Source organism: Flavobacterium nitratireducens (genome assembly GCF_029625335.1).
Lineage (GTDB): Bacteria > Bacteroidota > Bacteroidia > Flavobacteriales > Flavobacteriaceae > Flavobacterium > Flavobacterium nitratireducens.
On sequence record NZ_CP121111.1, the window covers coordinates 669605 to 694895 of the forward strand.

General features: G+C 31.6%; 28 protein-coding genes and 1 pseudogene. 13 read left to right on the forward strand and 16 right to left on the reverse strand.

All coding sequences use genetic code 11. From position 1 onward, the window contains the following. The first annotated feature begins 182 nt into the window (after positions 1–182). Positions 183–1301, forward strand: a complete 1119-nt coding sequence (gene dnaN, locus P5P90_RS03110; protein WP_278035760.1) for a DNA polymerase III subunit beta — start codon at positions 183–185, stop codon at positions 1299–1301. 203 nt (positions 1302–1504) lie between these two features. Here dnaN and P5P90_RS03115 read toward each other — a convergent pair whose 3' ends face one another. Both P5P90_RS03115 and P5P90_RS03120 read right to left on the reverse strand, forming a co-directional pair. Further along, positions 1505–3382 carry a MutS-related protein gene (locus P5P90_RS03115; protein ID WP_278035761.1) on the reverse strand — a complete coding sequence of 626 codons (1878 nt, stop codon included), beginning with the start codon at positions 3380–3382 and terminating at the stop codon, positions 1505–1507. Between the two features lie 67 nt (positions 3383–3449). Beyond that, positions 3450–4283, reverse strand: coding sequence for a universal stress protein (locus P5P90_RS03120; RefSeq protein ID WP_278035762.1), 834 nt, complete (start codon positions 4281–4283; stop codon positions 3450–3452). Positions 4284–4429: 146 nt separating this feature from the next. Between P5P90_RS03120 and mnmE the strand changes: the two genes are divergently transcribed. Next, positions 4430–5830 (forward strand): tRNA uridine-5-carboxymethylaminomethyl(34) synthesis GTPase MnmE, encoded by a 1401-nt coding sequence (gene mnmE / locus P5P90_RS03125; RefSeq protein WP_278035763.1) that lies wholly within the window; start codon positions 4430–4432, stop codon positions 5828–5830. 166 nt (positions 5831–5996) lie between these two features. Here the strand turns inward: mnmE and P5P90_RS03130 are convergent. Continuing rightward, positions 5997–6536, reverse strand: a pseudogene (locus P5P90_RS03130) (alpha-L-fucosidase); the annotation flags it as partial. Positions 6537–6755: 219 nt separating this feature from the next. On the opposite strand from P5P90_RS03130, the gene P5P90_RS03135 reads away from it, so the two are divergent. From P5P90_RS03135 to P5P90_RS03145, 3 genes are all read left to right on the forward strand, one after another. Beyond that, on the forward strand, positions 6756–7316 hold the full coding sequence (locus P5P90_RS03135) for a DUF6642 family protein (protein ID WP_278035764.1): 561 nt from the start codon (positions 6756–6758) through the stop codon (positions 7314–7316). Positions 7317–7411: 95 nt separating this feature from the next. Beyond that, positions 7412–8149: a DUF4339 domain-containing protein gene (locus tag P5P90_RS03140; RefSeq protein ID WP_278035765.1), complete on the forward strand. Its 738-nt coding sequence runs from the start codon at positions 7412–7414 to the stop codon at positions 8147–8149. Between the two features lie 93 nt (positions 8150–8242). Beyond that, positions 8243–9391 (forward strand): saccharopine dehydrogenase family protein, encoded by a 1149-nt coding sequence (locus P5P90_RS03145; RefSeq protein WP_278035766.1) that lies wholly within the window; start codon positions 8243–8245, stop codon positions 9389–9391. 118 nt (positions 9392–9509) lie between these two features. Here the strand turns inward: P5P90_RS03145 and P5P90_RS03150 are convergent, their stop codons facing one another. Further along, positions 9510–10295 carry a substrate-binding domain-containing protein gene (locus tag P5P90_RS03150; RefSeq protein WP_340696439.1) on the reverse strand — a complete coding sequence of 262 codons (786 nt, stop codon included), beginning with the start codon at positions 10293–10295 and terminating at the stop codon, positions 9510–9512. Next, the gene (locus P5P90_RS14125) at positions 10280–10558 is read right to left on the reverse strand and encodes a LacI family DNA-binding transcriptional regulator (RefSeq protein WP_340696440.1); all 279 of its coding nucleotides are present in this window, start codon (positions 10556–10558) and stop codon (positions 10280–10282) included. Before P5P90_RS14125 ends, P5P90_RS03150 begins: the two co-directional genes overlap by 16 nt. Positions 10559–10683: 125 nt before the next feature. On the opposite strand from P5P90_RS14125, the gene P5P90_RS03155 reads away from it, so the two are divergent. Next, positions 10684–11328, forward strand: coding sequence for an MFS transporter (locus P5P90_RS03155; protein WP_278035767.1), 645 nt, complete (start codon positions 10684–10686; stop codon positions 11326–11328). Between the two features lie 97 nt (positions 11329–11425). On the opposite strand, the gene P5P90_RS03160 is transcribed toward P5P90_RS03155, so the two are convergent. The 5 genes from P5P90_RS03160 to P5P90_RS03180 all read right to left on the reverse strand — a co-directional run bounded on the left by P5P90_RS03160 (position 11426) and on the right by P5P90_RS03180 (position 14991). After that, the gene (locus tag P5P90_RS03160; protein WP_278035768.1) at positions 11426–12889 is read right to left on the reverse strand and encodes a sigma 54-interacting transcriptional regulator; all 1464 of its coding nucleotides are present in this window, start codon (positions 12887–12889) and stop codon (positions 11426–11428) included. Positions 12890–12975: 86 nt separating this feature from the next. Continuing rightward, positions 12976–14094, reverse strand: a complete 1119-nt coding sequence (locus tag P5P90_RS03165; protein WP_278035769.1) for a vWA domain-containing protein — start codon at positions 14092–14094, stop codon at positions 12976–12978. 123 nt (positions 14095–14217) lie between these two features. Then, positions 14218–14595 carry a YchJ family protein gene (locus P5P90_RS03170; RefSeq protein WP_278035770.1) on the reverse strand — a complete coding sequence of 126 codons (378 nt, stop codon included), beginning with the start codon at positions 14593–14595 and terminating at the stop codon, positions 14218–14220. A gap of 10 nt (positions 14596–14605) precedes the next feature. Continuing rightward, positions 14606–14836 (reverse strand): hypothetical protein, encoded by a 231-nt coding sequence (locus P5P90_RS03175; protein WP_278035771.1) that lies wholly within the window; start codon positions 14834–14836, stop codon positions 14606–14608. A 5-nt stretch (positions 14837–14841) separates the two neighbouring features. Next, positions 14842–14991: a hypothetical protein gene (locus P5P90_RS03180; RefSeq protein ID WP_278035772.1), complete on the reverse strand. Its 150-nt coding sequence runs from the start codon at positions 14989–14991 to the stop codon at positions 14842–14844. A gap of 486 nt (positions 14992–15477) precedes the next feature. Between P5P90_RS03180 and P5P90_RS03185 the strand changes: the two genes are divergently transcribed. From P5P90_RS03185 to P5P90_RS03195, 3 genes are read left to right on the forward strand one after another with little or no spacing between them, the layout of a single operon-like run. Then, a complete protein-coding gene (locus P5P90_RS03185; protein ID WP_278035773.1) occupies positions 15478–17688 on the forward strand; it encodes a PAS domain S-box protein in 2211 nt (736 codons plus the stop codon). After that, complete coding sequence (locus tag P5P90_RS03190; RefSeq protein ID WP_278035774.1) at positions 17685–17834, forward strand: response regulator; 150 nt, start codon at positions 17685–17687, stop codon at positions 17832–17834. Before P5P90_RS03185 ends, P5P90_RS03190 begins: the two co-directional genes overlap by 4 nt. A 40-nt stretch (positions 17835–17874) precedes the next feature. Continuing rightward, positions 17875–18078: a hypothetical protein gene (locus tag P5P90_RS03195; RefSeq protein WP_278035775.1), complete on the forward strand. Its 204-nt coding sequence runs from the start codon at positions 17875–17877 to the stop codon at positions 18076–18078. Here the strand turns inward: P5P90_RS03195 and P5P90_RS03200 are convergent. Next, on the reverse strand, positions 18071–18631 hold the full coding sequence (locus P5P90_RS03200) for a hypothetical protein (RefSeq protein WP_278035776.1): 561 nt from the start codon (positions 18629–18631) through the stop codon (positions 18071–18073). The two genes, P5P90_RS03195 and P5P90_RS03200, sit on opposite strands and share 8 nt — an antisense overlap. An 85-nt stretch (positions 18632–18716) precedes the next feature. Between P5P90_RS03200 and P5P90_RS03205 the strand changes: the two genes are divergently transcribed. Both P5P90_RS03205 and P5P90_RS03210 read left to right on the forward strand, forming a co-directional pair. After that, positions 18717–18962 (forward strand): hypothetical protein, encoded by a 246-nt coding sequence (locus tag P5P90_RS03205; RefSeq protein WP_278035777.1) that lies wholly within the window; start codon positions 18717–18719, stop codon positions 18960–18962. 162 nt (positions 18963–19124) lie between these two features. Next, the gene (locus tag P5P90_RS03210) at positions 19125–19565 is read left to right on the forward strand and encodes a KTSC domain-containing protein (RefSeq protein ID WP_278035778.1); all 441 of its coding nucleotides are present in this window, start codon (positions 19125–19127) and stop codon (positions 19563–19565) included. A 72-nt stretch (positions 19566–19637) separates the two neighbouring features. Here P5P90_RS03210 and P5P90_RS03215 read toward each other — a convergent pair whose 3' ends face one another. Next, positions 19638–20330 carry an SIMPL domain-containing protein gene (locus P5P90_RS03215; RefSeq protein ID WP_278035779.1) on the reverse strand — a complete coding sequence of 231 codons (693 nt, stop codon included), beginning with the start codon at positions 20328–20330 and terminating at the stop codon, positions 19638–19640. 49 nt (positions 20331–20379) lie between these two features. Continuing rightward, positions 20380–21018 (reverse strand): rhomboid family intramembrane serine protease, encoded by a 639-nt coding sequence (locus P5P90_RS03220; protein ID WP_278035780.1) that lies wholly within the window; start codon positions 21016–21018, stop codon positions 20380–20382. A gap of 117 nt (positions 21019–21135) precedes the next feature. Here P5P90_RS03220 and P5P90_RS03225 point away from each other — a divergent pair, with 117 nt between their 5' ends. Continuing rightward, the gene (locus P5P90_RS03225) at positions 21136–22008 is read left to right on the forward strand and encodes a lysophospholipid acyltransferase family protein (RefSeq protein WP_278035781.1); all 873 of its coding nucleotides are present in this window, start codon (positions 21136–21138) and stop codon (positions 22006–22008) included. A 76-nt stretch (positions 22009–22084) separates the two neighbouring features. On the opposite strand, the gene P5P90_RS03230 is transcribed toward P5P90_RS03225, so the two are convergent. The 3 genes from P5P90_RS03230 to P5P90_RS03240 form a co-directional block, all read right to left on the reverse strand. Further along, positions 22085–22663 carry a porin family protein gene (locus P5P90_RS03230; protein WP_278035782.1) on the reverse strand — a complete coding sequence of 193 codons (579 nt, stop codon included), beginning with the start codon at positions 22661–22663 and terminating at the stop codon, positions 22085–22087. Positions 22664–22681: 18 nt separating this feature from the next. After that, the gene (locus tag P5P90_RS03235; RefSeq protein WP_278035783.1) at positions 22682–23428 is read right to left on the reverse strand and encodes a zinc metalloprotease; all 747 of its coding nucleotides are present in this window, start codon (positions 23426–23428) and stop codon (positions 22682–22684) included. Positions 23429–23494: 66 nt separating this feature from the next. Then, a complete protein-coding gene (locus P5P90_RS03240) occupies positions 23495–24526 on the reverse strand; it encodes a hypothetical protein (protein WP_278035784.1) in 1032 nt (343 codons plus the stop codon). 230 nt (positions 24527–24756) lie between these two features. On the opposite strand from P5P90_RS03240, the gene P5P90_RS03245 reads away from it, so the two are divergent. After that, positions 24757–25272 carry an RNA polymerase sigma factor gene (locus P5P90_RS03245; protein WP_278035785.1) on the forward strand — a complete coding sequence of 172 codons (516 nt, stop codon included), beginning with the start codon at positions 24757–24759 and terminating at the stop codon, positions 25270–25272. The last annotated feature ends 19 nt before the right edge of the window (positions 25273–25291 follow it).

Genomic DNA, 25291 nt, shown 5'->3' on the forward strand with positions numbered 1-25291 from the left:
TGTTAATAAAAATTTTTCTATACTAGATTTGTTTACGATATATTTGTAAAAATGTAGGATTGACAATTTCAGCAAAAAGAAATTCAATATTTTAAAAGAATACATTAAACCGTTCCATTTCTGAAAGAAAAAAACAGACTATTGGCGTAAGTTATTACAATAAAAAAACAAATAATCTTCATATGAAATTTATAGTATCGAGTTCGTACTTATTAAAACAATTACAAGTTTTAGGAAGTGTTATCAACAGTAGCAATACCTTGCCTATTTTAGATAACTTCTTATTTGAATTAGACAATAATGAATTAACAGTTTCTTCTTCTGATTTAGAAACAACAATGTCAGCCACTTTGTCTATCGATTCTACAAGTAAAGGAAGTGTTGCTGTTCCGGCAAAATTGCTTTTGGAAATCTTAAAAACTTTCCCAGAACAACCACTTACTTTTACCGTTGAAGAAAATAACACTATAGAAATCAGTTCTAATTCTGGAAAATATGCCCTAGCGTATGCTCCTGGTGAAGAATTCCCTAAAGCGGTAAACTTAGACGAACCATCGGTTACTTTAGTTCCTGCTGACGTTTTAGCCACTGCAGTAAGCAAAACAATCTTTGCTGCCGGAAACGACGATTTACGTCCGGTAATGTCAGGTATATTCTTCCAGTTTTCACCACAAGGATTGACATTCGTGGCAACTGATGCGCACAAATTAGTAAAATATGCTCGTACCGATGTTACTGCTTCACACGTAGCTGATTTTATTATGCCAAAGAAACCTTTGAATATCTTAAAAAATATTCTTTCTACTTCGGATGCAGAAGTAAAAATTGAATACAACGATTCGAATGCTACTTTCTCTTTTGACAATTACGTATTGATGTGTCGTTTAATTGATGGAAAATATCCAAATTACGAAGCGGTAATTCCAAAAGAAAACCCTAATAAATTAATGATTGATCGTGCTCAGTTTTTGAGTTCTGTTCGTCGTGTAGCTATCTTCTCTAACAAAACAACGCACCAAATCCGTTTAAAAATCGCTGGTGCTGAATTGAATGTTTCTGCTGAAGATATTGATTATTCTAACAAAGCAGAAGAAAGATTGACTTGTGATTACCAAGGTGATGATATGCAAATTGGGTACAATTCTCGTTTCTTAACAGAAATGTTGACGAACCTACAATCAGACATGATAATGTTAGAAATGTCTTTACCTAACCGAGCTGGAATCCTAACCCCTATTGATGGATTAGAAGAAGGTGAAACGGTAACGATGCTTGTAATGCCTGTAATGCTAAATAGCTAACATATTTTAGTAAAAAAAATGATATTGATAAATTTTAGTATATTTTATTTTTGATATTAAAATATATTACTTATCATTGCATCACCAAAAACGTATTAACCAACCATTTTTTATATTTTAAAAAACCGCGATTCCTCCTTGAAAAGCGGTTTTTTTTGCTTTTTAGTAACCTCGAATTCACGAATTAATTTTGGTTGTTTTTTTTAGAAACACAGGTTGAAGAAATAAAAAAGAAATCTACACAAATTTTTTCTTTGTAAACCCTGCCTGTCGGCAGACAGGTTTGCGAAAACTTCTTGTCCTTTACGATTAAATAACCCCCATTTTTTCATCAAGAATGTAGCGCTCTTATTTTTACAAATTCCGCTACGAAGTTTGTAATCAAAATGCAAATCGTCGTTTACAATTTCCACTTCAAAACAATTATTACTTAATACGTTTGGAAATTCATTGGTAGTCAAACAAACTTCAATATCATGGGTGGCAATTGCACCAATGGCTTTTTTAGAGATTACTTTTTTTAACACTTCAATAGTTCCGTTTCGTTTATCATCCGAATTTGTTCCTCTCAAAATTTCGTCCAATAAAACAAAAGCAGGTTCAATTGTCAAACCATCCATAATTTGTTTTAAACGTTTAATTTCGGCAAAGAAATAGGATTCACTATCGGATAAAGAATCCGAAAGTCGCATAGAAACCAAAACAGGCAAAGGATGAACATGAGCTTCAGTAGCACATACCACCGAACCAGTTCCTGCCAAAACCATATTAATTCCTAAGCTTCGCAAAAAAGTACTTTTACCCGACATATTAGAACCAGTCAAGATCATAAAAGATTGTGGATGAAAAGCGACATCATTCCCTACTCTACTTACTGGATTCAACAAAGGATGACTTAAATTAGTAAAATTTATTTTGAAATCATTAGTTAAAATTGGGTAAGCAAAATCTGGATTGTTATAAGAAAAGTTAGCCAAGCTATTTAGTTTTTCAAATTCACCAATCACTGCCAACCATTCTTTTAAATCAGCCGCATGCTCTTTTTTCCAGTTTAAAAGCGCTTTTAAAACATGAAAATTAAACAAGAAGGTTCCATTAAACAAAACCGCTGTAAAAAGATTTGCAACAGTATCATTTCTAGAAAATAATTCAGACAATTGCTTTAAATACACACTAGATTGAGCTGATTTTTGTTGTAACTGCTTTTGCAATTCCATTAACCTAGAGGATTCAAACGACTCTTTTTCTATCTTTTCGAGTAATAGCCCATAATTCCCAATTATCTTATCAATATTATCCGAATTCGCAATTTCGATTTTAATTCGTTTAAAGAACTTTCCTAAAACCATTAAATTAATCAAAAATAAATAGCTCAAACTTTTAAGGACAAGTAAATCGGAAGTGATTAAATAAGCAATAAAAGTGATTAGAAACAACAGAGGACTAATGTAGGAGAAAAGCACAGTCCATTTTGGCAAATCCTCGCTATTAAATTTACACCAACTCAATAACGATTGATAGCTCTGTTCATTATCTTCGGTTACTTTGGCTAAAGCCAAAAAATCTTGACGAAAAGTTATTCTTTGAGTTAATTCCTTGATAGCTTCCTGGTTTTTCTGAATTTCCTCATTAGAAGATTTTTGCAACAAACTAGCTGCTAAAGTTTTTTTTCCAATAAATGTAGCTGTTCTGTTCAAATATTGAAACAAAGAATTATTCCCAAAAACATCCAAATCATAGGCATACGGATGATGGAAATCAACAAATTCAGCACCATTTTCGAAAGGAATTCCTTTTCTTTCTAAAAAAGTAATCTCATTGGTATTAATATCCAAAAGCGCCTGACTCATTTTTCTTTGAAACTGGAGCTTGGAATGTATTCGCATCAAAAAAAGAAAACCAACAAAAAACAAAGCTGCCAGCCCCAACCATGTGCTTTCATCTTGCTGAAAATAATAATAAATTGCAGTAAATGAGATTAATAAGCTACCCAATCGCAACAAACTAATAAAATTATACTTGCTGTTGATGGAATTTAATTGGTCTGTAAATAAACGAACATGAGAAGAATATATATTCATAATGAGTTAAATGAATTACAAATATATAGGAGCCTCAACTATAAAAGAAAGAAATTCGCTTAAAATATCATTGAATAGGGATAACTAAAATAGGGACATCCCAATGTGAGGTACAATCCTTAGTTAAACTATGATGAAACAAACTTTTAAAGAAATTATGTTTATAGGTCAACATGGTCAAAATATCGATATCTTTAAAAAGGATAAAATCTAAAATACTTTCCTTTACTTCTTCACTAAATACGATTGAAAATTCTACTGGATCATTAGCAAATTCTTCTTCCCATTGCTTAATCGTTTCTTTTGTAACGTCGGAAGCATCTGTTTTAACATACAAGCATTTGATTTTTGCCTTCATCTTATTAGCTATTTCAACAACATTTTTCAAAGCTGGTTTGTCTTTTGGTCTAAATCGTGTCGTAAAACCTATTGTTTTAATAGGTTTATATTGAGCTACGGCAGGAATGCTTAAAACAGGAATATCCACATCTGAAATCACTGCTGTGGTATTGGTTCCTAAGAACAATTCTGTCCAACCTTTCTCCCCTTCGGTTCCCATTATAATGTAATCAATGTTATCTTCTTTTATTGATTTTTCAATTGCGGTCAATAAACTACCGTCCATCAATCGATGCAACATATTTATATGATCTAAATTGCGTTCGTGAGCTATGGCGTGCAGTTTGGGTAATTCTTCTTTAAAGACTTCAAACTGGCTTAATTCTACTGATTCATAAATTAACATATAGTTTTCTGGGAAAAATTGACTATCAAAAACAGGTAAATCAAAGGCATGTAACAAAATCAATTCGCCTTCTATCCGATTGGCAAACTCTAAAGCGTGAACAAAAGCATTGGTAGCAGTCTCAGAAAAATCGGTTGGAAATAAAATTCGTTTCATTTAAATCAGATATAAAATTAAACATCAAAACCACAGAATAAAGTTACGATTTTAACGCCTTAATTCCCAACAATTACTACTTTTATATTTCCAGGCCAAGCGATACTTGAGTAGTTTTAGTACCTTTGCAACCAATTCAGAAAAAAATGCTTAACAACGATTCTATAGTAGCACTAGCTACCGCTTCAGGAACAGGAGCTATAGCCATTATTCGAGTTTCAGGACAAGATGCCATAGGTATTGCTAATTCGGTTTTTAAATCGATCAAAAACAAAGATTTAACCCTACAAAAATCGCACACGCTACATTTAGGGCATATTGTGGATGATACAAAAACCTTAGATCAGGTATTGGTTTCTGTTTTCAAAGGTCCTAATTCGTATACTGGTGAAAATACCGTTGAAATATCCTGTCACGGATCTACTTATATTCAGCAACAAATTATTCAATTATTACTTCGAAAAGGCTGTCGTATGGCCGATGCGGGCGAATTTACGCTACGCGCCTTCCTTAACGGAAAACTAGACTTATCGCAAGCCGAAGCCGTTGCCGATTTGATTTCGTCAGACAACGAAGCTTCTCACCAAATTGCAATGCAGCAAATGCGTGGTGGATTTTCAAATGAAATTGCAAAACTAAGAGAAGAGTTATTGAATTTTGCTTCTTTAATCGAACTAGAATTAGATTTTGCAGAAGAAGATGTAGAATTTGCCGACCGAAGTCAGTTTCACGAATTATTGAACCGAATTGAATTTGTGCTTAAGCGTCTTATCGACTCTTTTGCTGTGGGTAATGTGATTAAAAACGGGATTCCTGTAGCTATTGTTGGTGAACCCAACGTAGGGAAATCAACCCTTTTGAACGCTTTATTAAACGAAGAACGCGCCATTGTTTCGGATATTGCCGGAACCACTCGTGATACTATTGAGGATGAATTAACGATTGGCGGAATCGGTTTCCGTTTTATTGATACTGCTGGAATACGCGATACCAATGATGTAGTAGAAAGCATTGGAATCAAGAAAACTTTCGAAAAAATTGAACAAGCACAAGTCGTTTTGTATTTGTTTGAAAGCTTGAAGTTTAAAGTTCAAAGTTCTACATATATCGTGGAGATCGAAAAAATTAAAAATCAATTTCCATTAAAACCTTTAGTCGTAGTTATCAATAAATTGGACTTGTTATCAGAGGATGAAATTAATAGCATTCGCAAAGCACTTGAAACTTTAAACCTTACACTAATATTTTTAAGTGCTAAACAAAAAATTGGCGTTGAAGATTTAAAAAACCAACTACTCTCTTTTGTAAATACTGGTGCATTACGCAACAACGAAACCATTGTTACTAACACCAGACATTATGATTCTTTATTGAAAGCCTTAGACGAAATTTCGAAAGTAAAATATGGACTTGAAAGCAACCTTTCAAGCGACTTAATGGCATTAGATATCAAAGAAGCTTTGTACCAATTTGGGCTCATCACAGGTCAGGTTACAAATGATGAATTGCTGGGGAATATTTTTGCTAATTTTTGTATCGGGAAGTAAAATTCCCTTAAAATATTTTAATAAAAAAGAGATAAATACAGATTTAACTCCTTTTTTTATTCTCATAATCACCACCCTATTTCACCTTATTCTGATTAGAATTAGGCTTCAATTCGTCTGGGCTATCTTTAGTATAGGTATTGAAGATTTCTTTTGATGGACTTACAAAAACATCCCCATAATTCGTCAGTAACTCTTTCAATTGATTTATGAAATAAGTGATGTATTCTGGTTTTCCATATCCTGCATGATTGCGATCCCAAGGCGATAAATACAAACCCAATTTTAAACCATACTCCTTACAGGCATCGGATAATTCTTTGACAACATCCCCTTTTCCGTTTTTCCAAGGTGAATTTTTCACAGAACGCTCCGTATATTCAGAAGGCCATAAGCAAAAACCATCATGATGTTTTGCAACCAAAATAATTCCTTTCATTCCTGTTTCTTTCACTACTTTTGCCCACTGACGTGCATTTAGTTCCGTTGGAAAAAACAATTCTGGTGATTCATTACCATATCCCCATTCTTTATTGGTAAAAGTGTTAAACGAAAAATGGATAAACGCATAGGATTCCATTTCATGCCATTTCAATTGTTTTTCCGAAGGAAGTGGTCCAAATGCTTTGGGTGGATCAACCAAATTCTGACTACAAACTGGATGAAAAAAAGATAAAAAACTAAATAGTATAAGTAGATTTTTCATTTCTATTAGGAGTATTAAACATTAGATTCATATGATGTTATAAAAATAAAGGTTACGAACAATAATCGCACATTTTTTTCGACTAACAACAATTATGACGCCGTTTTAGACTTAAAGTATTTTAATAATTATATAAATGAATTAACAATTGTTACTCAAAATACAATTCTAATTAAATATATCTTTGTCTAATTTTAAGCAATACTCAAATACAATTGCATGGTCAAAGAGCATTTTATTTTTTGCCTAGAAGGCGTTCCAGATGTAGACACCTATGTCATAACCGAAGTATTACAAAACTTAGAACACTTAGCATTTGAATACCAAATTAATAGTATTTATAAAAACTGTGATACCATCGAAGGTCTAGAAGAAAGTTTAGGGGCATTACTCTATGATGATCACAATTTCAAAGCCTATCAAATTATCTATTTGGTTATGCCAGGACAAGAGAACAATATTTGTCTTCACGATTATTATTATAGTTTAGAAGAAATCGCCGAATTGTTTGAAGGCAAATTAAAAGGTAAAATCATTCATTTTGCCAATGAAAAAATACTCGATTTAACTTCAGAAGAAGCACAATATTTCCTTGATATTACAGGCGCAAGAGCTATTTCGGGTTATGGGATAAAAAACAAAAAAGTAAGCAGTATTCATCTCGATAAATTTTTTTTCAACCTATGCGATGAATTAGAGGATCTTGTCGAAATCGTAGAAGAATTACATGAAAAAAATTATGCCCTTTGCAAATTCCTAGATTTTAGATTGTATTACTAAAATTTCATTTTTTCATTTAAAGCAACTTTTATACCTTCGAAAAGGATAATAAAAAGATTGTTTTCCTTGACTTATTTTACACAAATCTAACAGTAATGAAAAAATATTATTTACATAACGGAATCGAAAGCAGCGGTCCTTTTGATTTAACCGAATTGCAAATGAAACAAATTACAGCAACTACACCGGTATGGTTTTCAGGTTTAGCCGATTGGAAAACTGCTGGTGAAATTGAAGAACTTCAATCAATATTAAAAGTCATCCCTCCTCCTTTTAAAGCTGAAATTCCAAATCCTGAGCATGAGCCTGAGTCTAAGCTAAAACAAAAAGAGACAAAAACTAAGATTATGGGGTTGTCAAAAAACAACTTTTACTTGGTTTGCCTATTGTTCATTGTAATTATTGGAAGTTTTGCTCTAAGTATTTTTGAAGAAAAAAGAAAAGAGGAATTAGAAGAAATAAACCATAAAACAGAAATAGAAAACAGACAATTTTTATTGAAAGAAAAAGAACTACAGGAACAAAAAAAACAAGCTGAAGAACAAGAAAGAGCCGAAGCAGAACGAATTGCCAAAGAACGAAAAGAAAGCATCTCTAAAAGACTCGATGAAATTCAAATAGAGAAAACACAAAATCAAACGCTTTTGGATGAAGCAAAAAGCAAATTAAACAGAGCCAATGAATTTCAACTCTTTCGATCTGCTGATGAAAAATCAAGAGAGTTAAATGCGCTTCAAACTGAAATTACACATTTAAAAAGCGAACTGGAAATATTGGAAAACGAACAAAATCAGCTAAGTTTAGAACTAGAACGCTTACAATTAACACATTAAATTCATTTACTGAAAAGATCCTATCTAAAAGAAATTCCCATACTTTTTTTGGAATATATTTCGAAATAAAATTGAAATAGTGTAAATTTAGTTATGGAAAAACACTTCAACATCATTATTGCTGGAGCAGGTGGCATTGCCGAAGCTGCAGGTTTAATTCTGGCTGAATGGAGTCAGGTTACACCAACCATTTTTATTGGAAACCGAAGCCTATCTAAAGCAAAAGCTGTTGCCAAATGGATAGAAGAAGGAACTACTAATACTTGTAAGGTTAACGCTTTTCTATTTTCAGAAAATGAGATTACTTCTGAAATGGAAACTATTTTCAAGCAAGGCGCTATCATTTTAGATTGTCTTCCTGGAGGTCAAGCTCCTAGAATAGCGCAAATTGCCAAAGATTTTCACCTTCATTATGCGAATCTTACCGAATATGTTGCCGAAACGGAAGAAATAATAGCACTGGCCAAAGATGCTGAAACTGGCTTTATTTTACAAACGGGAATAGCTCCAGGATATATCGATGTTTTAGCTAATGCTCTTTTTGAACAATTTTGTGCTGACTTTAATGTCAATTCTGCTGATAAATTAGAATTTAAAGTGGGAGCTTTAACTAAAAATGCCGTTGCTCCTCATTATTATGGTTTTACCTGGAGTCCAATAGGTGTTGCAACCGAATACATCAAAAATGCAATAACAATCCGCAACTTTAGTAAAACCGAAGTTCCTGCACTATCAGAAAGAACCACTCTAATTATCGATGGCGTTACCTATGAAGCCGATTTAACTTCGGGTGGCGCAGCTGATTTGCCTGATGCTTTGGCTGGAAAAGTCCGTGTTTTAGATTATAAAACGATACGATTTCCAGGACATTATGATTGGGTTCAACAACAAATTGAACGTATTGGTAAGTCTGAAAATATAATTGAAGAACTGCAAAAAATTATGGAAAAAGAAATTCCATTATTTGAAGAAGACCAAATTATATTATTTGCTGCCATAGAAGGCAAAGATAATAAAGGAACTCTTAGAAGACGTGAAATATCCAAATGTATACATCCGCTTAAAGTAGGGAAACACAAACTAAGAGCTATTCAAACAACAACCGCTGCACCATTAGTACAATCGGCTCAACTATTATTAGAACAAGATCTTAAAGGAGTAATACTTCAAAGCCAAATTGATACTCAATCTTTTTTAAACGGAAATTTCATTGTTCCTGTGTATGGCTCATACAACCAATAAATAAGATACGCTAAATACTATACAAATTGATTGAAAATCACAGTAACTATTCAAGTTTTTTAACGATAAACATCTCTTTATAAACCATTTTAAATAACTTCAATGGATAATCCTACTATCATTTCAAATTTCTATTTGAGGATTGTCTAACTATTAATTCAGGTTCCAGAATAATTCGCTTAATCGATTTTTTATTGGGATTATTCATTCCTTCTAAAAAAGCCTCTGCAGCTAGTTTTCCAATCTGGTCACTATGCTGATTTACTGTTGAAATCGAAGGCTGTGTCAACGAAGTAAAAGGTTCATCGCTAAAACCTACAAGCGCAATTTCTTCAGGAACTTTAATGTTGTTTTCTAAAAGCACCTGCAAAGCTCCCAGTGCAGCAATATCTCCAGCCACATAAACCGCATCTGGGCGGTCAGCGCCTTCGAGTAATTGTTGCATAATTCTTCGGCCATCATCTGTTCGTAAGTTACTTTCGATAATCCAGTCTTCACGTAAATCTATATTCCACTTTTTAAGTGCATCTTTATAACCACGAATCCTCTCTTTATAAATTCGAATATGATTAAATCCTGCAATATGCGCTATTTTTTTACAATTTTGTGCCACAAAATGATCAACCACTAGATGACTACTTTTATAATCATCAATACCTACATAATCTACTTGCAATGATTCTTCACCTCTATCAAATATAACCAGTTCAACACCCTTTGATTTTATTTTTTCATAATACTCTAAATCTATCGTTTGGTTAGCCATAGAAGCAATAATTCCATCTACTTGATTTTTTAATAAAGTATCAATTTCCTTGCACTCTTTAGCATACAATTCATTCGATTGTGTCATAATGATACTGTAGCCTTCAGAATTGAGTACCTTTTCTATATTTTCAACCACCGAAGAAAAAAATGACTATTGACACGGGGAATAATAACACCAACTAAATTACTCTTGCCTTTACGCAAAGCACTGGATAAAAAATTAGGCTGATAATCTAATTCTTGAGCCACTTGCTTCACCGCTATTTTTGTTTTTTCACTAATTCTGGGATGATCATTCAAAGCTTTAGAAACTGCAGAAGGAGTCAAACCTAAGACAGCTGCAATATCTTTTATTGTAGATTTTTTTTGTTTTCCAATTTGTTTTCTATATTTATTCAAACGATTGAACAAAATTTACTGAATTAGCGTCTATTAGAGAAAATGATTTAAACATCATTAGTATTCCTTACATCGGACTTGGTGCTTTTGTATTGTTTATTTTAATCATTATCATTTTCACCAAAATGCCTGCTACAAAAGAAGAGGAAAAAATGACTGTTTCTGAATCTTTAAAGAAATTAAAATCGAATAAAAATTACATCAATGGGGTAATTGCGCAAGCGTTCTATGTAGGAGCTCAAATTTTATGCTGGACGTTTATGTACCAATATGTAGATAATATCAATCATAGCTTTGGATTACATATTACAGCTACCAATTATAATATTGGAGCGATGATATTATTCTTAATAGGAAGATGGATTGGTACCGCATTGATGAAAACAATCAACCCTTCTAAAATGCTAATTATTTTTGGAATTGGTGGTATTATTTGCGCTCTAGGAACCATTGTATTACAAGGAATTCCTGGTTTAATTTCACTAATTTCGATATCTATTTTCATGTCAATCATGTTCCCTACTATCTATGGAATTGCACTTAAAGGCATGGGTGATGAAGCTAAAATTGGTTCATCTGTTCTTGTTATGGCTATTGTAGGTGGTGCTTTAATGCCATTACTTCAAGCAAGTATTTTAGACTGGGGAGGACCTGGATTTAGTGACTTAAAAATATTAGGTTATATACCTGAAGTTAACTTCTCATTTATTTTACCTTTACTTTGTTTAGCAGTAGTTGCTAATTATGGTCGAATGACACTTAAAGATTAATTTAAACTTATAAAAACCAAAAAGTTCTTCGTTTCTTAAATAGTAGAAATGAAGAACTTTTTTTATGACTTATTTTTTAGAACCTTAATCTATAAATTTACAATTTACTTATATAACTTCCGTAAATATCTTTAAATAGATAGCCTTCTGAAATTCTATCTTTACTCAATTTTCGAAATTCAACTAATCCCCAAAGTACAAACTCTTTCATGAAAAGTTTATCTTCTTTTGCCAAATCAGGCTGGTATTCTTTCAATAAAATTTCCAACGGAACAATCGCTCCCAAAATGCGTTGATATTCTTCATCAGAACAATCATCCAATAATTCAAAACCGCTTTCCGCAAAAAACCATTCGATTAAATCTGAATAAACATTTTTTTCATTCGGTTTTTCTAATTTTTCAATTTTTGGAAAATACAACGGAAATAAAGTTCGAACTGCTGCTGCAATCAAATGTTCTGCAACCACAACTGCTCCTTCTTGCTCCCCTTCATAAACCAACTCCACTTTTCCAGTAATAGCTGGAATAACCCCCATGAAATCGGATAAACGTACCGAAGTTTTATCAACCCCAGCTTTGAGCGCTCTACGTTCGGCAGTACTCATTAAATTCTCATAAGCCGTAATACTCATACGAGCACTCACTCCACTTTTATGATCGATATATTCACTCGTTCTGGCTTCAAAACCTATTTGTTCCAATAAATCTTTAGCCAAAGAAGGAATATAAACACTTTCGGATTGTTTAGTATCTAATTTTGCTTCTTGTTCTGTAATTGTTCTCGCAATAGCAATTGTTTCTGGATAATGAGTTAAAATTTGAGAACCAATACGGTCTTTTAGTGGTGTTACGATACTTCCTCTGTTGGTATAATCTTCCGGATTTGCAGTAAAAACAAATTGCATATCCAAAGGCATTCGCACCTTAAAGCCACGAATTTGAATATCTCCTTCTTGCAAAATATTAAATAAAGCGACCTGAATGCGCGCTTGTAAATCCGGTAATTCATTAATTACAAAAATACAACGGTTAGCACGAGGAATCATCCCAAAATGAATTACTCGATCATCTGCGTAAGACAATTTCAAATTAGCTGCTTTAATAGGATCTACATCACCTATCAAATCAGCAACAGTTACATCTGGAGTCGCTAATTTTTCATAAAAACGTTCACTACGATGCAACCAAGAAATGGGAGTATCATCACCTTTAGCGGCGATAATATCTTTAGCGAAACGAGAAATTGGCAGCAATGGATCGTCATTTATTTCAGAGCCAGTCACATAAGGAATATACTCATCCAACAATCCTACCATCAATCTAGCCATTCTGGTTTTGGCCTGACCACGAAGACCCAACAAATTTATATTGTGACGAGATAAAATAGCACGTTCTAACTCAGGTATTACTGTGTTTTCAAAACCATGAATACCATCAAATGTTGCCTCCCCTAATTTAATTTTTTCTCTTAGGTTATCCCTTAATTCGTCTTTAATGCTTTTTGACTGATAACCTGAAGCCTTTAATTCTCCTACTGTTTTTATCTTTTCTATTTTCATACTTTTATTTTTAACCGCAAAGTCCGCAATGCTTTACGCAAAGTTTTTAAAGTCTACTATCTAAATTCTGCTTTCTGGCTTTTAATTTACTTAATTCGTTTTTTCCGATTGGTTTCATAATCTTCAAAAATCATTTCTCCCAAACCTTTTAAACCTGTATAAAATGCTTTCCCCTGATTGGCTTCGGTAAACTTATTTACAAATTTTTGCAAATAGGGATCGCTTGCAATCATAAAAGTAGTGATGGGAATATGTAGTTTTCTGGCTTGTTGCGCCTGAGTATAACATTTATCTACAATGTATTCATCTAAACCATTACTATTCATGTAATACGAACCATCGCGCTCTCTTACACAACTTGGTTTACCATCGGTAATCATAAAAATTTGTTTGTTTGTATTGCGTTTTCTTCGCAACATGTCCATCGCTAATTGCAAACCTGCAACTGTGTTAGTATGATAAGGACCAACTTTTAAATACGGTAAATCTTTAATGGCAATTGGCCAAGCATCATTTCCAAAAACCAAAATATCTAAGGTATCTTTCGGATAACGAGTAGTTATCAATTCAGCTAAAGCCATAGCTACTTTTTTGGCAGGGGTAATTCGGTCTTCTCCATACAAAATCATACTGTGACTAATATCAATCATTAGAACAGTACTCATTTGTGCTTTGAATTGAGAATCTTCGACAATCAAATCATTTTCTGTCAACATAAAACTCTCGACACCGTTATTGATTTGCGCATTTCGCAAGCTCTCTGTCAATGAAATTCGCTCTAAACTGTCTCCAAAATGAAATTCGCGAAACTCTCCTGTATGCTCATCACCATTACCTGAGAATTTAGTTTTATGATTACCATTTCCAGAACGTTTTAATTTTCCAAAAATCTGATCTAAAGCTTGTTGCCGGATGGCTCTTTCGGTTTTAGCTGTAATACCGATTCCAGAAGTCCCATCATCGTTTAGTACTTCTTTGACGTAGCCCTTTTTCTTTAGATCTTCAATAAAATCATCAATGGTGTAGTTTTCGTCGGTAAGTTTGTATTCCTTATCCAATTCGCGTAGCCAACTAATCGCTTCATCAAAATCTCCAGAAGTATAGGTGATTAATTCTTTGAAAATTTCAAATAATTTATCAAAAGGAGATTGATTTGGCGCCTGATATTGCTTGAAATAGAATCCTTTTTTAATACTTTTTTCCATAATCTTTAAAATTACATCATTTTAAAGAGCACGTCAAACAAACAATTATTAATTTTTAGTTAAAAGAAATTCAATTAAAAAGGAAGTCAATTTCGACTGGTAAAAACAAAAATTAAAAAAATATCATTCATAATATTCCCCATCAACATAATACCAAATTCCGTTTTCCTGAACAAAAGTGGAAAATTCATGATGAATATGTTGCTTTTTATTTGAATCCAAATAATACGCTTTGAATTCGACTGTAGTGGCTGTTACATTTAGAATTTCTAATTTTTGCCACTGATTAGAAGTTGCCCAAAGCAAAATATCTGATTTTGAATGTAAGTCTCTTTGAGAAACATGAGTAGTTTCAATCAGATAATCTGCTTGATGGGTAGCATAAGCACTGTATCGAGAACGCATTAAGGCTTCTGCAGAAGTGGCTCTTTTTTCACCCTTAATAAAAGGAGCACAACAATCTTGAAAAGCTTTTTCAGAATTACAATAACATAAATTCATCTTTCACTTTTTATATATGTCCATTAAGTGCTACTATTTTTTGATGCAATTGATTCAATAAAACCTGGTATTTACTAATTTCTACTAAATCTTCATCTTCATCACTAGTGTCTAATAAATCATCTAACAACTCACTCACATCGACTAATTTATTATTAGCATCTTTAGCATTTTTTGCAGCAATTAAATCTATTATTTCTTGAACATCCACTTTTAAAGAAGCGTATTTATCGTTTTCCATTTTTATTAATTTTCTTCGTTCTTATTTTCATTAAACTTCTTGACAATTTCTTTCAGCTTTTCTTTTCTAAGTATTTCGGCTTGCTTGGCTTTTGCCTGAGCCTTATGAAGCTTGTCATTGTGTTTTTTTATATTCTTTTCATTATTTCTTCCCATAATTTTATCGTATTTACAATAACATATTTTTCATAAAAAAAATTCTACGTTTTAAAACAGCAGACAAAGTTCATCAATTTAAAATTGAATTTTCAATTAAATTGTAAAAATATAAGAAAAAATATTAAAGAATTTGTGCAAAAAAAAAAAACAATTTTAGTTATATTTACGTAAAAAATCTATTTTCTAATTCATAGAAAAACATAAAGAAACCATGTTATTTTACTCACTTTTTTCAAGTTCTAATACTTTAAATATTAACTTTGCGTTTTTAATCTACTTATTATAAATTTCATCTCAAAAAATAAAAAACGGTAAAAATTAGATTATTCCAGTAAAATGAAAAGATTATCATTAACAAAAATAAAATGGCTAACTATAAAACCAAAACTAACAGGGGTTTTAGCTTGTCTATTTTTTTTCATTATCTTTTCTCTAATCATCTTCCAACAATATCAATTATCAAAAAAATCTAAGTATGATACTATGTATGCTAAATTAAAGAGTATACATAAAAGCATCGAAAAGTCTTTAGAAAATAAATATGTTGATGCTTTGATGCTTGCACTTTGCATTAACGACGAAGGAAAACCAAATAATTTTGAAGCTATTGGACAACAAATACTAGCTTCTGATCCTAACATTGATGCGATTCAATTAATTCCCAATGGAGTTATTAAATATACTTATCCACAAAAGGGAAATGAAGCGGCAACAGGTATTAATATTTTAAAAAATAAAAAAAACCGTTACGAAGCATTAAAAACTATACAAACTAGAAAAATGTATTTTGCAGGACCATTTGAACTGAAACAGGGCGGTTTAGGCATTTTAGGAAGAATAGCTATTTACAAAAACAACAAGTTTTGGGGTTTCTCAGCTATACTTATTCGCTTACAAACGTTTTTTGACAATCCTGACATAAAAAAATTAGATAATTCTAAATATACTTTTGTATTCTCAAAAATCAATCCAATTACTCAGAAAGAAACTTTTTTTACAAATACAAAACAGAATAAAGAAATAGACATAAAAAACGCTATTACCTCCTATATTGACGCGGGCGATTGGAAACTTTACCTCATAGATAACAAACCAAATGAGTTTGTTTTGCCATTTGCAACACATACTATTTTAGCTTTGTTTTTATCCATATTAATAGGTTATTTAACTACTTCTTTTTTTAAAAAACCAGCTGAACTAGAAATTTTACTGCAAGAACAAACAGATAAACTTTTAAAAAATGAAATAAAATTTAAAAGTATATTTGACCATGCCGCACTTGGAATTACCTACGTAGATACTTTAACTGGAAAATTTTCAGAAGTAAATAAAAAATTCTGCGAAATGACAGGCTACACTAATGATGAATTAAAAAATTTAGATCTTTTTAAACTAATTCATCCAGATGATATTAACATATCTTTAGAGTATTTAGATAAACTAATCAAAGGAAAAATAAAAGAATACACCATTGAAAAACGATTTATAAGTAAACTTGGAAAAACAATCTGTGTCAATATAACGGTTTCATCGCTTTGGAAAGAAGGAGAAACACCTACAAACCATATCGTTGTTATTGAAGATATTACTAAAAGAAAAGAAACAGAACGAATCATCAATGAATCTCAAATCAGAATTGAATCTCTAATCAACACCGTTGATGGAATTGTTTGGGAATGTGATGCTAAAACACTAAACTTTAATTTTATCAGTAAAAAAGTAGAAAGTATTTTAGGTTATACTTCTGAAGAATGGATTAACACCCCTAAATTTTGGCCTAACCACATTTATCATAAAGATCGTGAAACAGCCTTAAACTTTTGCATGTCAAAAACCGCTGCAAAATTAAATCATGATTTTGAGTATCGTATGGTTGCAAAAGATGGAAGAATTATTTGGTTTAAAGATATTGTTAATGTCATCGTTCTTAATGACGAAGCTGTAAGTTTGCGAGGGATTATGATTGACATTACAAAAAACAAGGAAATTGAAAAGGATTTAAACAATTCATTCAATTTAGTTAGTGAACAAAATAAAAGATTGTTGAATTTTTCATACATAGTATCACATAATTTAAGAACACACACGAGTAATATAGCTTCAATCGTTGATTTGATTGAAACCTCCGATTCAGAAGAAGAAAAAGAAGAGATGGTTCAGTTGTTAAAATCAGTTTCCGATTCTTTAAACGAAACAATGCTGAACTTAAATGAAATTGTTAATATTCAAACCAATGTTGATATTGTAACTGAAAAAGTAAACTTAAAGCAATATATTGATAATACCTTAACCGTTTTGTCTGACCAAATTCAATTAAAAGGTGTAAAAATAATTTCAAATATCGATAAAGAAGTAGAATTCATTTACAATCCTGCCTATTTAGAAAGCATCTTGTATAATTTAATTTCGAATGCCATCAGATACAGTCATCACGAAAGACATCCTATCATTCAAATTGACAGTTATGTAGAAGGTAAAAATACGGTTCTAAAAATTTCTGATAATGGAATTGGGATAGACCTTGACAAAAATGGTCATAAAATTTTTGGAATGTATAAAAAATTCAGCACCCACAAAGATTCTAAAGGAATTGGTTTATTCATTACAAAAAATCAAATTGATGCTATGGGAGGAAATATAACTGTAGAGAGCGAACCCAATTTAGGAACAACTTTTAAAGTATTTATAGCATGATTGGAAAAAAAATTTGGATCATAGATGATGACCCTATCTACCAAATCATCATGAAAAAAGTTGTAATCAAATCTAATTTGTTTACAATCATTCAATCCTATAACAATGGAAAAGAAGCTATTGAATCATTAAAAAAATATAAGTAGTAATGAACCATTTCCCGATATCATACTCTTAGATATCGAAATGCCTGTACTGGATGGTTGGGGATTTATGGATGAAATTGCGCATTTAAAAGAACAAATTAACTCAAAACTCAACATCTATATTTCAAGCTCCTCAATTGCAATTGAAGATAGAGAAAGGGCAAAAAACAATCCTAATATTTTAGGTTATACGTGCAAACCAATTAGTCTAGAAGATTTAAAAAAATCACAACAACTTAATTAGAAAGTTTCTCAGCAACCTCACGTTTAATACAATCTAAACTTTTATTGCTATTAATTAATTCTTCAATAATTAAAGATCGTAAAAGTGTTATGTCGTCACATTCAAAATGATTTGCCCAAGAAGTAAGTTCTATAATATTTCGAACTTGCTTAATTCTTTTAGTAGTTTCCTGACTGGTTCTTAACAGCTTTTTTTGATTATAGTTAGGATTTAATTTATGCTGATAACTGACTGTATTTTTAACATAATCCATCTCTAAATAGTACAATTTATCTGTGTTATTGTCCGGATAAAAACAATCCCATTTTGCAAATCCTATTTTAATTTTACTAGCCGTTTCAGGTTCCAGAGGAATCAATCGCCACTTGCTATTAGCTAATCGTCCCCAATGATTTGAAACTCGATACATGCCTACCTTTGAATAGTAATAACTACTCCCCGATTTACTTTCAAATTGTTTTTTCAATCCATTTATAGCCTCCGGAAGTACTTCATCAAAAATACAAAAGGTATTTTTAAATGAATTGGGATGTGGTTTATAATCTTTTTGCATAATTGCAAAGATACTTAGATTGCTCAAAACAGCCTAAAGCCAAGATTAAATGATTAACTTTGCCTAAATTTTTAAAAAAAATAGGATGACTAAATCTTCAGAAGAAAAAATGTTGCAAAAAGGAATATTTACAGGAGTTATTGAACAAGATGAAAACAACAACTTTTTTTGTGGAGAATACCTACTAGATTATAAAATGGTTCAGACTAAATTTAGCATTGGTGATTGGATTACTATAAAATCGGTTATAGAAAACCCAAGTGATATTAGTTTCAAAAAGTATCCTAAAAAGTCTAAAAACTTCGATAAAGCAAATAACAAACCAGAATAATAAATACTGATAATCTGCATTTTAACTGCTAAAAAACTTTTTTTTGTTTTTTTTAATCATAAAGTGAAAACTTAAAAAAAGTGTACCTTTGCAAAAAAATTGTCGACATGGAAAGTAAACATAATTGCTTTCTAACTAATAGACAAGTAGTTACCTAAATTTATGAAAAAAATAGTTGAATACCGTAAGCTTTTAAATGTTGATAAAACTGTACAGCTAAAAGAATTGAAAACCATTTATCGTAATGCGATGAAAGAATCACATCCAGATAAATTTCAAGGAGATGAAGCTGGTTTGAAAGCTGCTGAAGAGAATAGTAAAAAAATCATTGAAGCTTACCACTTTTTAGTAAGTATTAATCCTGAAACTATCAAAGCTAATTTACCTGAATATCAAGAAACAATTGCTACAGCTACAGTTACTGATTACAAGTTTGAAGAAGCAAGATTAATTGTAAATTTCTCTAACGGTAGCGTTTATGAATACATTAGTGTTCCTAAAGCAACTTACATCAAAATGGTAAATGCTGACTCTCCAGCAAGATTTGCTAAAAGACATATTTTTAACGCATTTCCATACAGAAAAGTTACTAATCAAGATTAATTAAATTAATCTACACCAATAAAAAAGCCAGTAAAAAATAATTTACTGGCTTTTTACTTTGTATACCAAGGTTTACTCCAATATAAAATTAACACTCACATTAGAAACTATAGTAATTTCTCCTGCAGCTAATGTTCCTCTTGGGGCTGCATCGCTTTCCATAGCTCCGATTGTTTTAAATCGAGCAAAAACAGGTTGTGGATTATAACTTTGTGTATTATCTGTAATAGACATTGCTTTGCCTACTTTTTGTCCTAAAACTGAAACATAATCTTCAGCTTTATGCTTAGCTTCTTTCATGGCTAATTTTCTAGCTTCTGATTCATATTGTGCTAGTTTAGACGACTGAAATACTACATTATCAATTCGATTTACGCCCTGATTTACCAAACCTTCCATTAATTCATCGTATTTATTTAAATCTCTAACTGTGATTTCAATAGTTTGAGTAGCATTATAAGTCGTTTTCTTTTTTTCATAATCATATTGCGGATTTAGATTTACACGTTGTGTTCTAAAATCGGTTGGGGCAAAATTCATTTTTTTGATAAGCTTTAAAACCGCTTCAATTTTAGTATCATTTTCCTTTTTAACCTCTTTGGCTACATTTCCTCTGGTCTCAACTGAAACCGTAATTAAGGCTTCATCTGGAATAAATTTTACTTTTCCTTCACCCGAAACTGCTATTTGAGGAATTTGTTTTATTTCTTGTCCATAAGACAAAGTCATAAACATAACTGCTAGTACTACTATTGATCTTTTCATTTTTATATCTTTTTTTAAATTTTCTAAATGATAGTCAAAAGTTGTGCCACTAAAGCTTCTTTAATTTTATTAAAATAAAAAGAATTACAATAGGAATGGCTAACAAACTGACCATCAAAGGATGTAAAACAATTAAATTTGGATAAAATAATAAGGTAATCAAATAGCCACCTATAGCTCCTCCAAAATGAGCCGTATGTCCTATTCCATCATTCTTTGCACGCATTCCATAAATCGAATATAATAAATACAAAATTCCAAATACATAAGCTGGCATTGGAATGATAAAAAAGATACCTAACATCATATCTGGCTCTAATAAAATAGCCGAATACAAAACACCTGTAACAGCTCCAGAAGCTCCAATTGCTCTATAATTATATTCGTTTTTATGAATAGCCAATGTGAGCAAACTTCCAAAAATTAAACTCGAGAAATAGATAATCACAAACATCAAATTGCCCAAATAAGCACTTACAACTGGAGCAAAAAAATAAAGCGTTATCATATTAAAGATCAAATGACCTAAATCGGCATGGAGGAATCCTGAAGTTAACATTCGGAGTTGTTCACCTGATCGAATACTTCCTACGTGAAATTCATATTTTCTAAAAAAAGAATAGTCATTAAAACCTTTGTAACTAAAGAGGACATTGGCTAGTATTATGGCAATCAAAAATGTATTCATATTAAATTTTTATTAGTAGGGTAAATATAAGAATTACTATAGTTGCAAGGTCTAACAAGAGACACTTTATTATGGTTATTCATTTTTAACTTATATTTGCTCCATAAAAATATCGGCATGCAATTTTTAGCTTTTATATTCGCTTACCCATTTCTTTGGTTCATATCCATATTACCCTTCAGAATTTTTTATTTGATTTCTGACCTTATTTATTTAGTGGTTTATTATGTGATAGGTTATCGTAAAAAAACGGTAAAAGAAAATCTGAAAATGACTTTCCCAAATCTTACGGATAAAGAGCGATTGCAAATTGAAAAGAAATTTTACCATCATTTTTGTGATTTATTTATGGAAATGGTCAAAACAATGACCATTTCATCCGAAGAAATGCAGAAAAGATTTAAAATTACCAATCTTGAACTTTTAGAAGAATTTGAAGCTAAAAACCGTAGTATAATGGTTTTAGCTTCACATTATGCTAGTTGGGAATGGTTAATTGCCATAAATCTTAAATCATCTTATCAAGGTGTAGGAGTGTATAAAGAAATTGCTAATCGTTATTTTGACAAACTCGTTAAAGACATACGCTCTGAATACAAAACAGAATTAGTATCTACTATCAAAACCATACCTTTAATGGCTAATAATCAACGAAAAGGTATCTTGTCTTTGTACGGAATGGTTAGTGACCAATCTCCTAAAACTGCACAAATTGCACATTGGGAAAGTTTCATGGGTATTGAAACCCCAGTACACATTGGGCCTGAATTATTATCAAAAAAATACAATCTAAATGTTGTTTTTGCCAAGGTAAGAAAAGTAAAAAGAGGCTATTATGAAGCTACTTTAATCCCAATAACAGACGAACCTAAATCACTACCTAATTACGAAATCATTCACCGCTATATCAAGGAAGTAGAAAAACAAATTTACGAAGCTCCTGAATATTATTTCTGGACTCACAAAAGATGGAAACATAAAAAATCATAAAAGAAAAAAGCTTAGTCTAGAAAGATATTTCGACTAAGCTTTTTTCTTTTATGATCGAATGATAGATTGTGGGGGCTTACATATCAAATCCTAAAGAAAACATCCAAACTCTATTTTGAGCTTTTTGTTCATCATATAAATCACCTAAACCAAGATGGTATCGCACCCCTAAACTAATTCCTGAGTCGGTTTTAATTCCAGCACCAAAGTTCATCCCCCAATCAAAACTATCTGGTTGAAACTCTTCAGTACTACTAAATATTCCGTCGTAAACCTCTTTATGAGTAATTGCTACACCTATTTGTGGCCCTACTTCTAAGAAAAAGTTTTGAGAAGGATAGGCTTTAAACATTAATGGCAAATTGATATAATTTAATTTTTGGGTGAACTTGCCTGAACTATTAGTAATTTCATATCCTTGTTGTGAAAATAACAACTCGGGTTGGATAGAAAAACTATCATTTAAAAATGATTCGCCATATACTCCAACATGGAAACCATTACGTTTGTCAGTCTCACCATCGCCATCAAAACTTACCGAAGACAAATTATAGCCGCCTTTTATACCTACGTGCGACTGTTGAGATCCAAACTCCTGAGCTTTTGTAGTTGCTATTAAACCGAATAACAATCCAATTATATATACTTTTTTCATTTTTTTTAAAATTTATAATTATTTACCACCGTTTGCGCGAAGATCCGCAATACAGTCTCCATCAAGTTGTGGAATAGTACCTCCAAGTAAATTACTCCCTGACTCTGCTTCCCAATACATTAAACAACTTGAGTTAATGCAATGTCTTTTATGATTTGAATCTTCGTGATCCGATTGCAAAGCTGTACCTACATTAGTCAAACCTAAAATATGACCAAATTCGTGTTGTATCACAGTTGATTCTAAAACGGTTGTACTTGGTTTATTAATTCCTGTACTCAACTTTCTTATCGTATTTTCATAAATCACAAAAGAAGTATTTCGATAAGCCGTTCCTAAAACAACTGAAGTGTTGGTATCTTTTGAGGATTTTGCATCTGCAAAAAATGCCCAAACTGCTATTTGACTACCTTCATTGTAGTATACTCTATTAGCATCCTCAATTGCTATAACTTGTGCATCTGTATAACTTTCATTACCAGGAGAAGCAATTGCTCTTTTGTTAACTGTAATTCCTCCGGACTTATACACACGACTATTCAAAAACGAAAGAAAATTATTGATTGAAGCAGCTGTGGGCTCATACCCTTGAACATATACAATCTCTACAACCATGCTATCAAATTTATCTTCTGATAATAAATCATGAGCTGAACTTCCTAAAGCTTTTTTGTTATTAGACTTAGTATTCGAATTATTCTCGATAGAAGAACAAGAAGTCAACAACAGGAAAGCGATGATGGCTGTAGCAAAAATTTTCTTCATTATCGTTGTTTTTGTATTTTCTATGTGAAAATAGAAATATTAAATGAATTTGGGTCTAAATAACTCTTAGATTTGTTTTAATACTAAAGTTATAGCGCTGTTTGTTTTACTTTGTAAAGTAATCGTAGAAGTTGTAAAACTAGTTACTTTCCAATCTTTGTTTAACAAACTAAAGCTAGTACTTCCTGAATAAGCAAAGTTTACGTACACATCAACATCTGAAGTTACGGAATAAGTTCCCGACGCAAAAGTAGTTAATGCATTCATAGATTTAATTTTCCAATCATTAGCAAAATCAATCGTATAATTAACATAATTATTAGCTGATTCAACACCTGCGTTGATAAATGAATTCACTTTGAAAGTTCCATTAACCAAAATAGCCTCTAATTTTTCTTTGTTATCTTCTGCTACTTCCATTTTTGATTTAATATCTAAAGCAGCATTAATTGCAGTATTAAATTCAGATTCAGAGTTGATTACTTGACTTGTACTACCTGAAAGTGTAACAGTTATTGGGTACTGTATTGAAAAAAGTTCTGTTGAAGTCATATTCTTCATATACAAATACAATTCTTGTTCTGATTTGATTACCACACTTCCTGTTTGTTGCAAAGTAGAATCAAAAGATAACATTGTAATTGGGAATTTAATGTTTATAGACGAAATCGCATCTTCACTTTCATCTTCAACTTCACTACAATCATCAGTAATTGCATCATATTCTGATTGACTATTAACAGTAACTTCTGTATAATCACTCATTTTAATTTTAACAGGAAATTGTAATTCCACCGCATCATCATCAATTGCTCCTATAATTGATAATGCGGTCTCCAAACTGGTTTGACTTGAGATACTAACTTGAACACCTTTAATTTTAACATTATATGGAAAAACAAGAGAGGAGCATGAGGAATCATCTAAAAAATCATCAGACGAACCATCAAACATGGATACTCTTTTAAGATTAGTAGCTGCTGTAGAGTTTGCAGTATTTGGGTTATCCCCTTGTACTTCTTCAATTTCGCTTTGGCATGACGTTAAACTAAAAATACTCATCAAAGCAATTCCTGTAATCGATTTTAATGTTTTCATAATTTACAAATTTAATGTTTTTTAATTGTTAACAATGACGAATTATTCGCATTTCTGATAGTAAGACAACCAACAAGAATTCTACCCCACCCCAAAAATTAAAAAAAATTAAAAAAATCATAAAATACTGTTTTTCAATATTTTAAAAATATAAAAAAATACCACTTTATTAAATTGAGTTAGGAATAAAAAAAATAATCTAATTTTACAGTATAAAAACAATCCTGAGAATGTCTGAGAAAAAAAATAGCCTTTGTGAAGAATCCTATTTTAGTCAATTTTATATGGAGACGATTCAATCGGCAACTAATTTTGCCTATTATAAGTCGGGAGATAGTGATTCAGCATTGGATTTAGTACAAGAAGCCTTTGCTAAAATTTGGGAAAACTGCTCTCAAATAGATTATACTAAAGTAAAGACCTATCTATTTACAACTGTCAATAATTTATTTCTTAATTCGATCAAACATCAAAAAGTAGTTATGGCTTACGCCAAAGACACTCCTACTCTAGACAGAACAAATCAAAGTCCTGAATACTTATTAGAGGAAGAAGAATTCAAAACAAAATTACAAAATGCGCTGAGTTCTTTAAGTGACGCTCAAAGAGAAGTATTTTTAATGAACAGAGTGGATGGAAAAAAATACCGAGAAATTGCCGAAATTTTAGGAATAACACAAAAAGCAGTTGAAAAAAGAATGTCGGCCGCTCTAAAAACATTAAAAGAACAAATAGAAAATATTTAATTCATTGAATAGTAGGGTA

Coding starts and splice junctions, on each gene's coding strand:
- dnaN (WP_278035760.1), top strand. CDS start 183: ATGAAATTTATAGTATCGAGTTCGTACTTATTAAAACAATTACAAGTT.
- P5P90_RS03115 (WP_278035761.1), bottom strand. CDS start 3,382: ATGAATATATATTCTTCTCATGTTCGTTTATTTACAGACCAATTAAAT.
- P5P90_RS03120 (WP_278035762.1), bottom strand. CDS start 4,283: ATGAAACGAATTTTATTTCCAACCGATTTTTCTGAGACTGCTACCAAT.
- mnmE (WP_278035763.1), top strand. CDS start 4,430: ATGCTTAACAACGATTCTATAGTAGCACTAGCTACCGCTTCAGGAACA.
- P5P90_RS03135 (WP_278035764.1), top strand. CDS start 6,756: ATGGTCAAAGAGCATTTTATTTTTTGCCTAGAAGGCGTTCCAGATGTA.
- P5P90_RS03140 (WP_278035765.1), top strand. CDS start 7,412: ATGAAAAAATATTATTTACATAACGGAATCGAAAGCAGCGGTCCTTTT.
- P5P90_RS03145 (WP_278035766.1), top strand. CDS start 8,243: ATGGAAAAACACTTCAACATCATTATTGCTGGAGCAGGTGGCATTGCC.
- P5P90_RS03155 (WP_278035767.1), top strand. CDS start 10,684: ATGCCTGCTACAAAAGAAGAGGAAAAAATGACTGTTTCTGAATCTTTA.
- P5P90_RS03160 (WP_278035768.1), bottom strand. CDS start 12,889: ATGAAAATAGAAAAGATAAAAACAGTAGGAGAATTAAAGGCTTCAGGT.
- P5P90_RS03165 (WP_278035769.1), bottom strand. CDS start 14,094: ATGGAAAAAAGTATTAAAAAAGGATTCTATTTCAAGCAATATCAGGCG.
- P5P90_RS03170 (WP_278035770.1), bottom strand. CDS start 14,595: ATGAATTTATGTTATTGTAATTCTGAAAAAGCTTTTCAAGATTGTTGT.
- P5P90_RS03175 (WP_278035771.1), bottom strand. CDS start 14,836: ATGGAAAACGATAAATACGCTTCTTTAAAAGTGGATGTTCAAGAAATA.
- P5P90_RS03180 (WP_278035772.1), bottom strand. CDS start 14,991: ATGGGAAGAAATAATGAAAAGAATATAAAAAAACACAATGACAAGCTT.
- P5P90_RS03185 (WP_278035773.1), top strand. CDS start 15,478: ATGTATGCTAAATTAAAGAGTATACATAAAAGCATCGAAAAGTCTTTA.
- P5P90_RS03190 (WP_278035774.1), top strand. CDS start 17,685: ATGATTGGAAAAAAAATTTGGATCATAGATGATGACCCTATCTACCAA.
- P5P90_RS03195 (WP_278035775.1), top strand. CDS start 17,875: ATGCCTGTACTGGATGGTTGGGGATTTATGGATGAAATTGCGCATTTA.
- P5P90_RS03200 (WP_278035776.1), bottom strand. CDS start 18,631: ATGCAAAAAGATTATAAACCACATCCCAATTCATTTAAAAATACCTTT.
- P5P90_RS03205 (WP_278035777.1), top strand. CDS start 18,717: ATGACTAAATCTTCAGAAGAAAAAATGTTGCAAAAAGGAATATTTACA.
- P5P90_RS03210 (WP_278035778.1), top strand. CDS start 19,125: ATGAAAAAAATAGTTGAATACCGTAAGCTTTTAAATGTTGATAAAACT.
- P5P90_RS03215 (WP_278035779.1), bottom strand. CDS start 20,330: ATGAAAAGATCAATAGTAGTACTAGCAGTTATGTTTATGACTTTGTCT.
- P5P90_RS03220 (WP_278035780.1), bottom strand. CDS start 21,018: ATGAATACATTTTTGATTGCCATAATACTAGCCAATGTCCTCTTTAGT.
- P5P90_RS03225 (WP_278035781.1), top strand. CDS start 21,136: ATGCAATTTTTAGCTTTTATATTCGCTTACCCATTTCTTTGGTTCATA.
- P5P90_RS03230 (WP_278035782.1), bottom strand. CDS start 22,663: ATGAAAAAAGTATATATAATTGGATTGTTATTCGGTTTAATAGCAACT.
- P5P90_RS03235 (WP_278035783.1), bottom strand. CDS start 23,428: ATGAAGAAAATTTTTGCTACAGCCATCATCGCTTTCCTGTTGTTGACT.
- P5P90_RS03240 (WP_278035784.1), bottom strand. CDS start 24,526: ATGAAAACATTAAAATCGATTACAGGAATTGCTTTGATGAGTATTTTT.
- P5P90_RS03245 (WP_278035785.1), top strand. CDS start 24,757: ATGTCTGAGAAAAAAAATAGCCTTTGTGAAGAATCCTATTTTAGTCAA.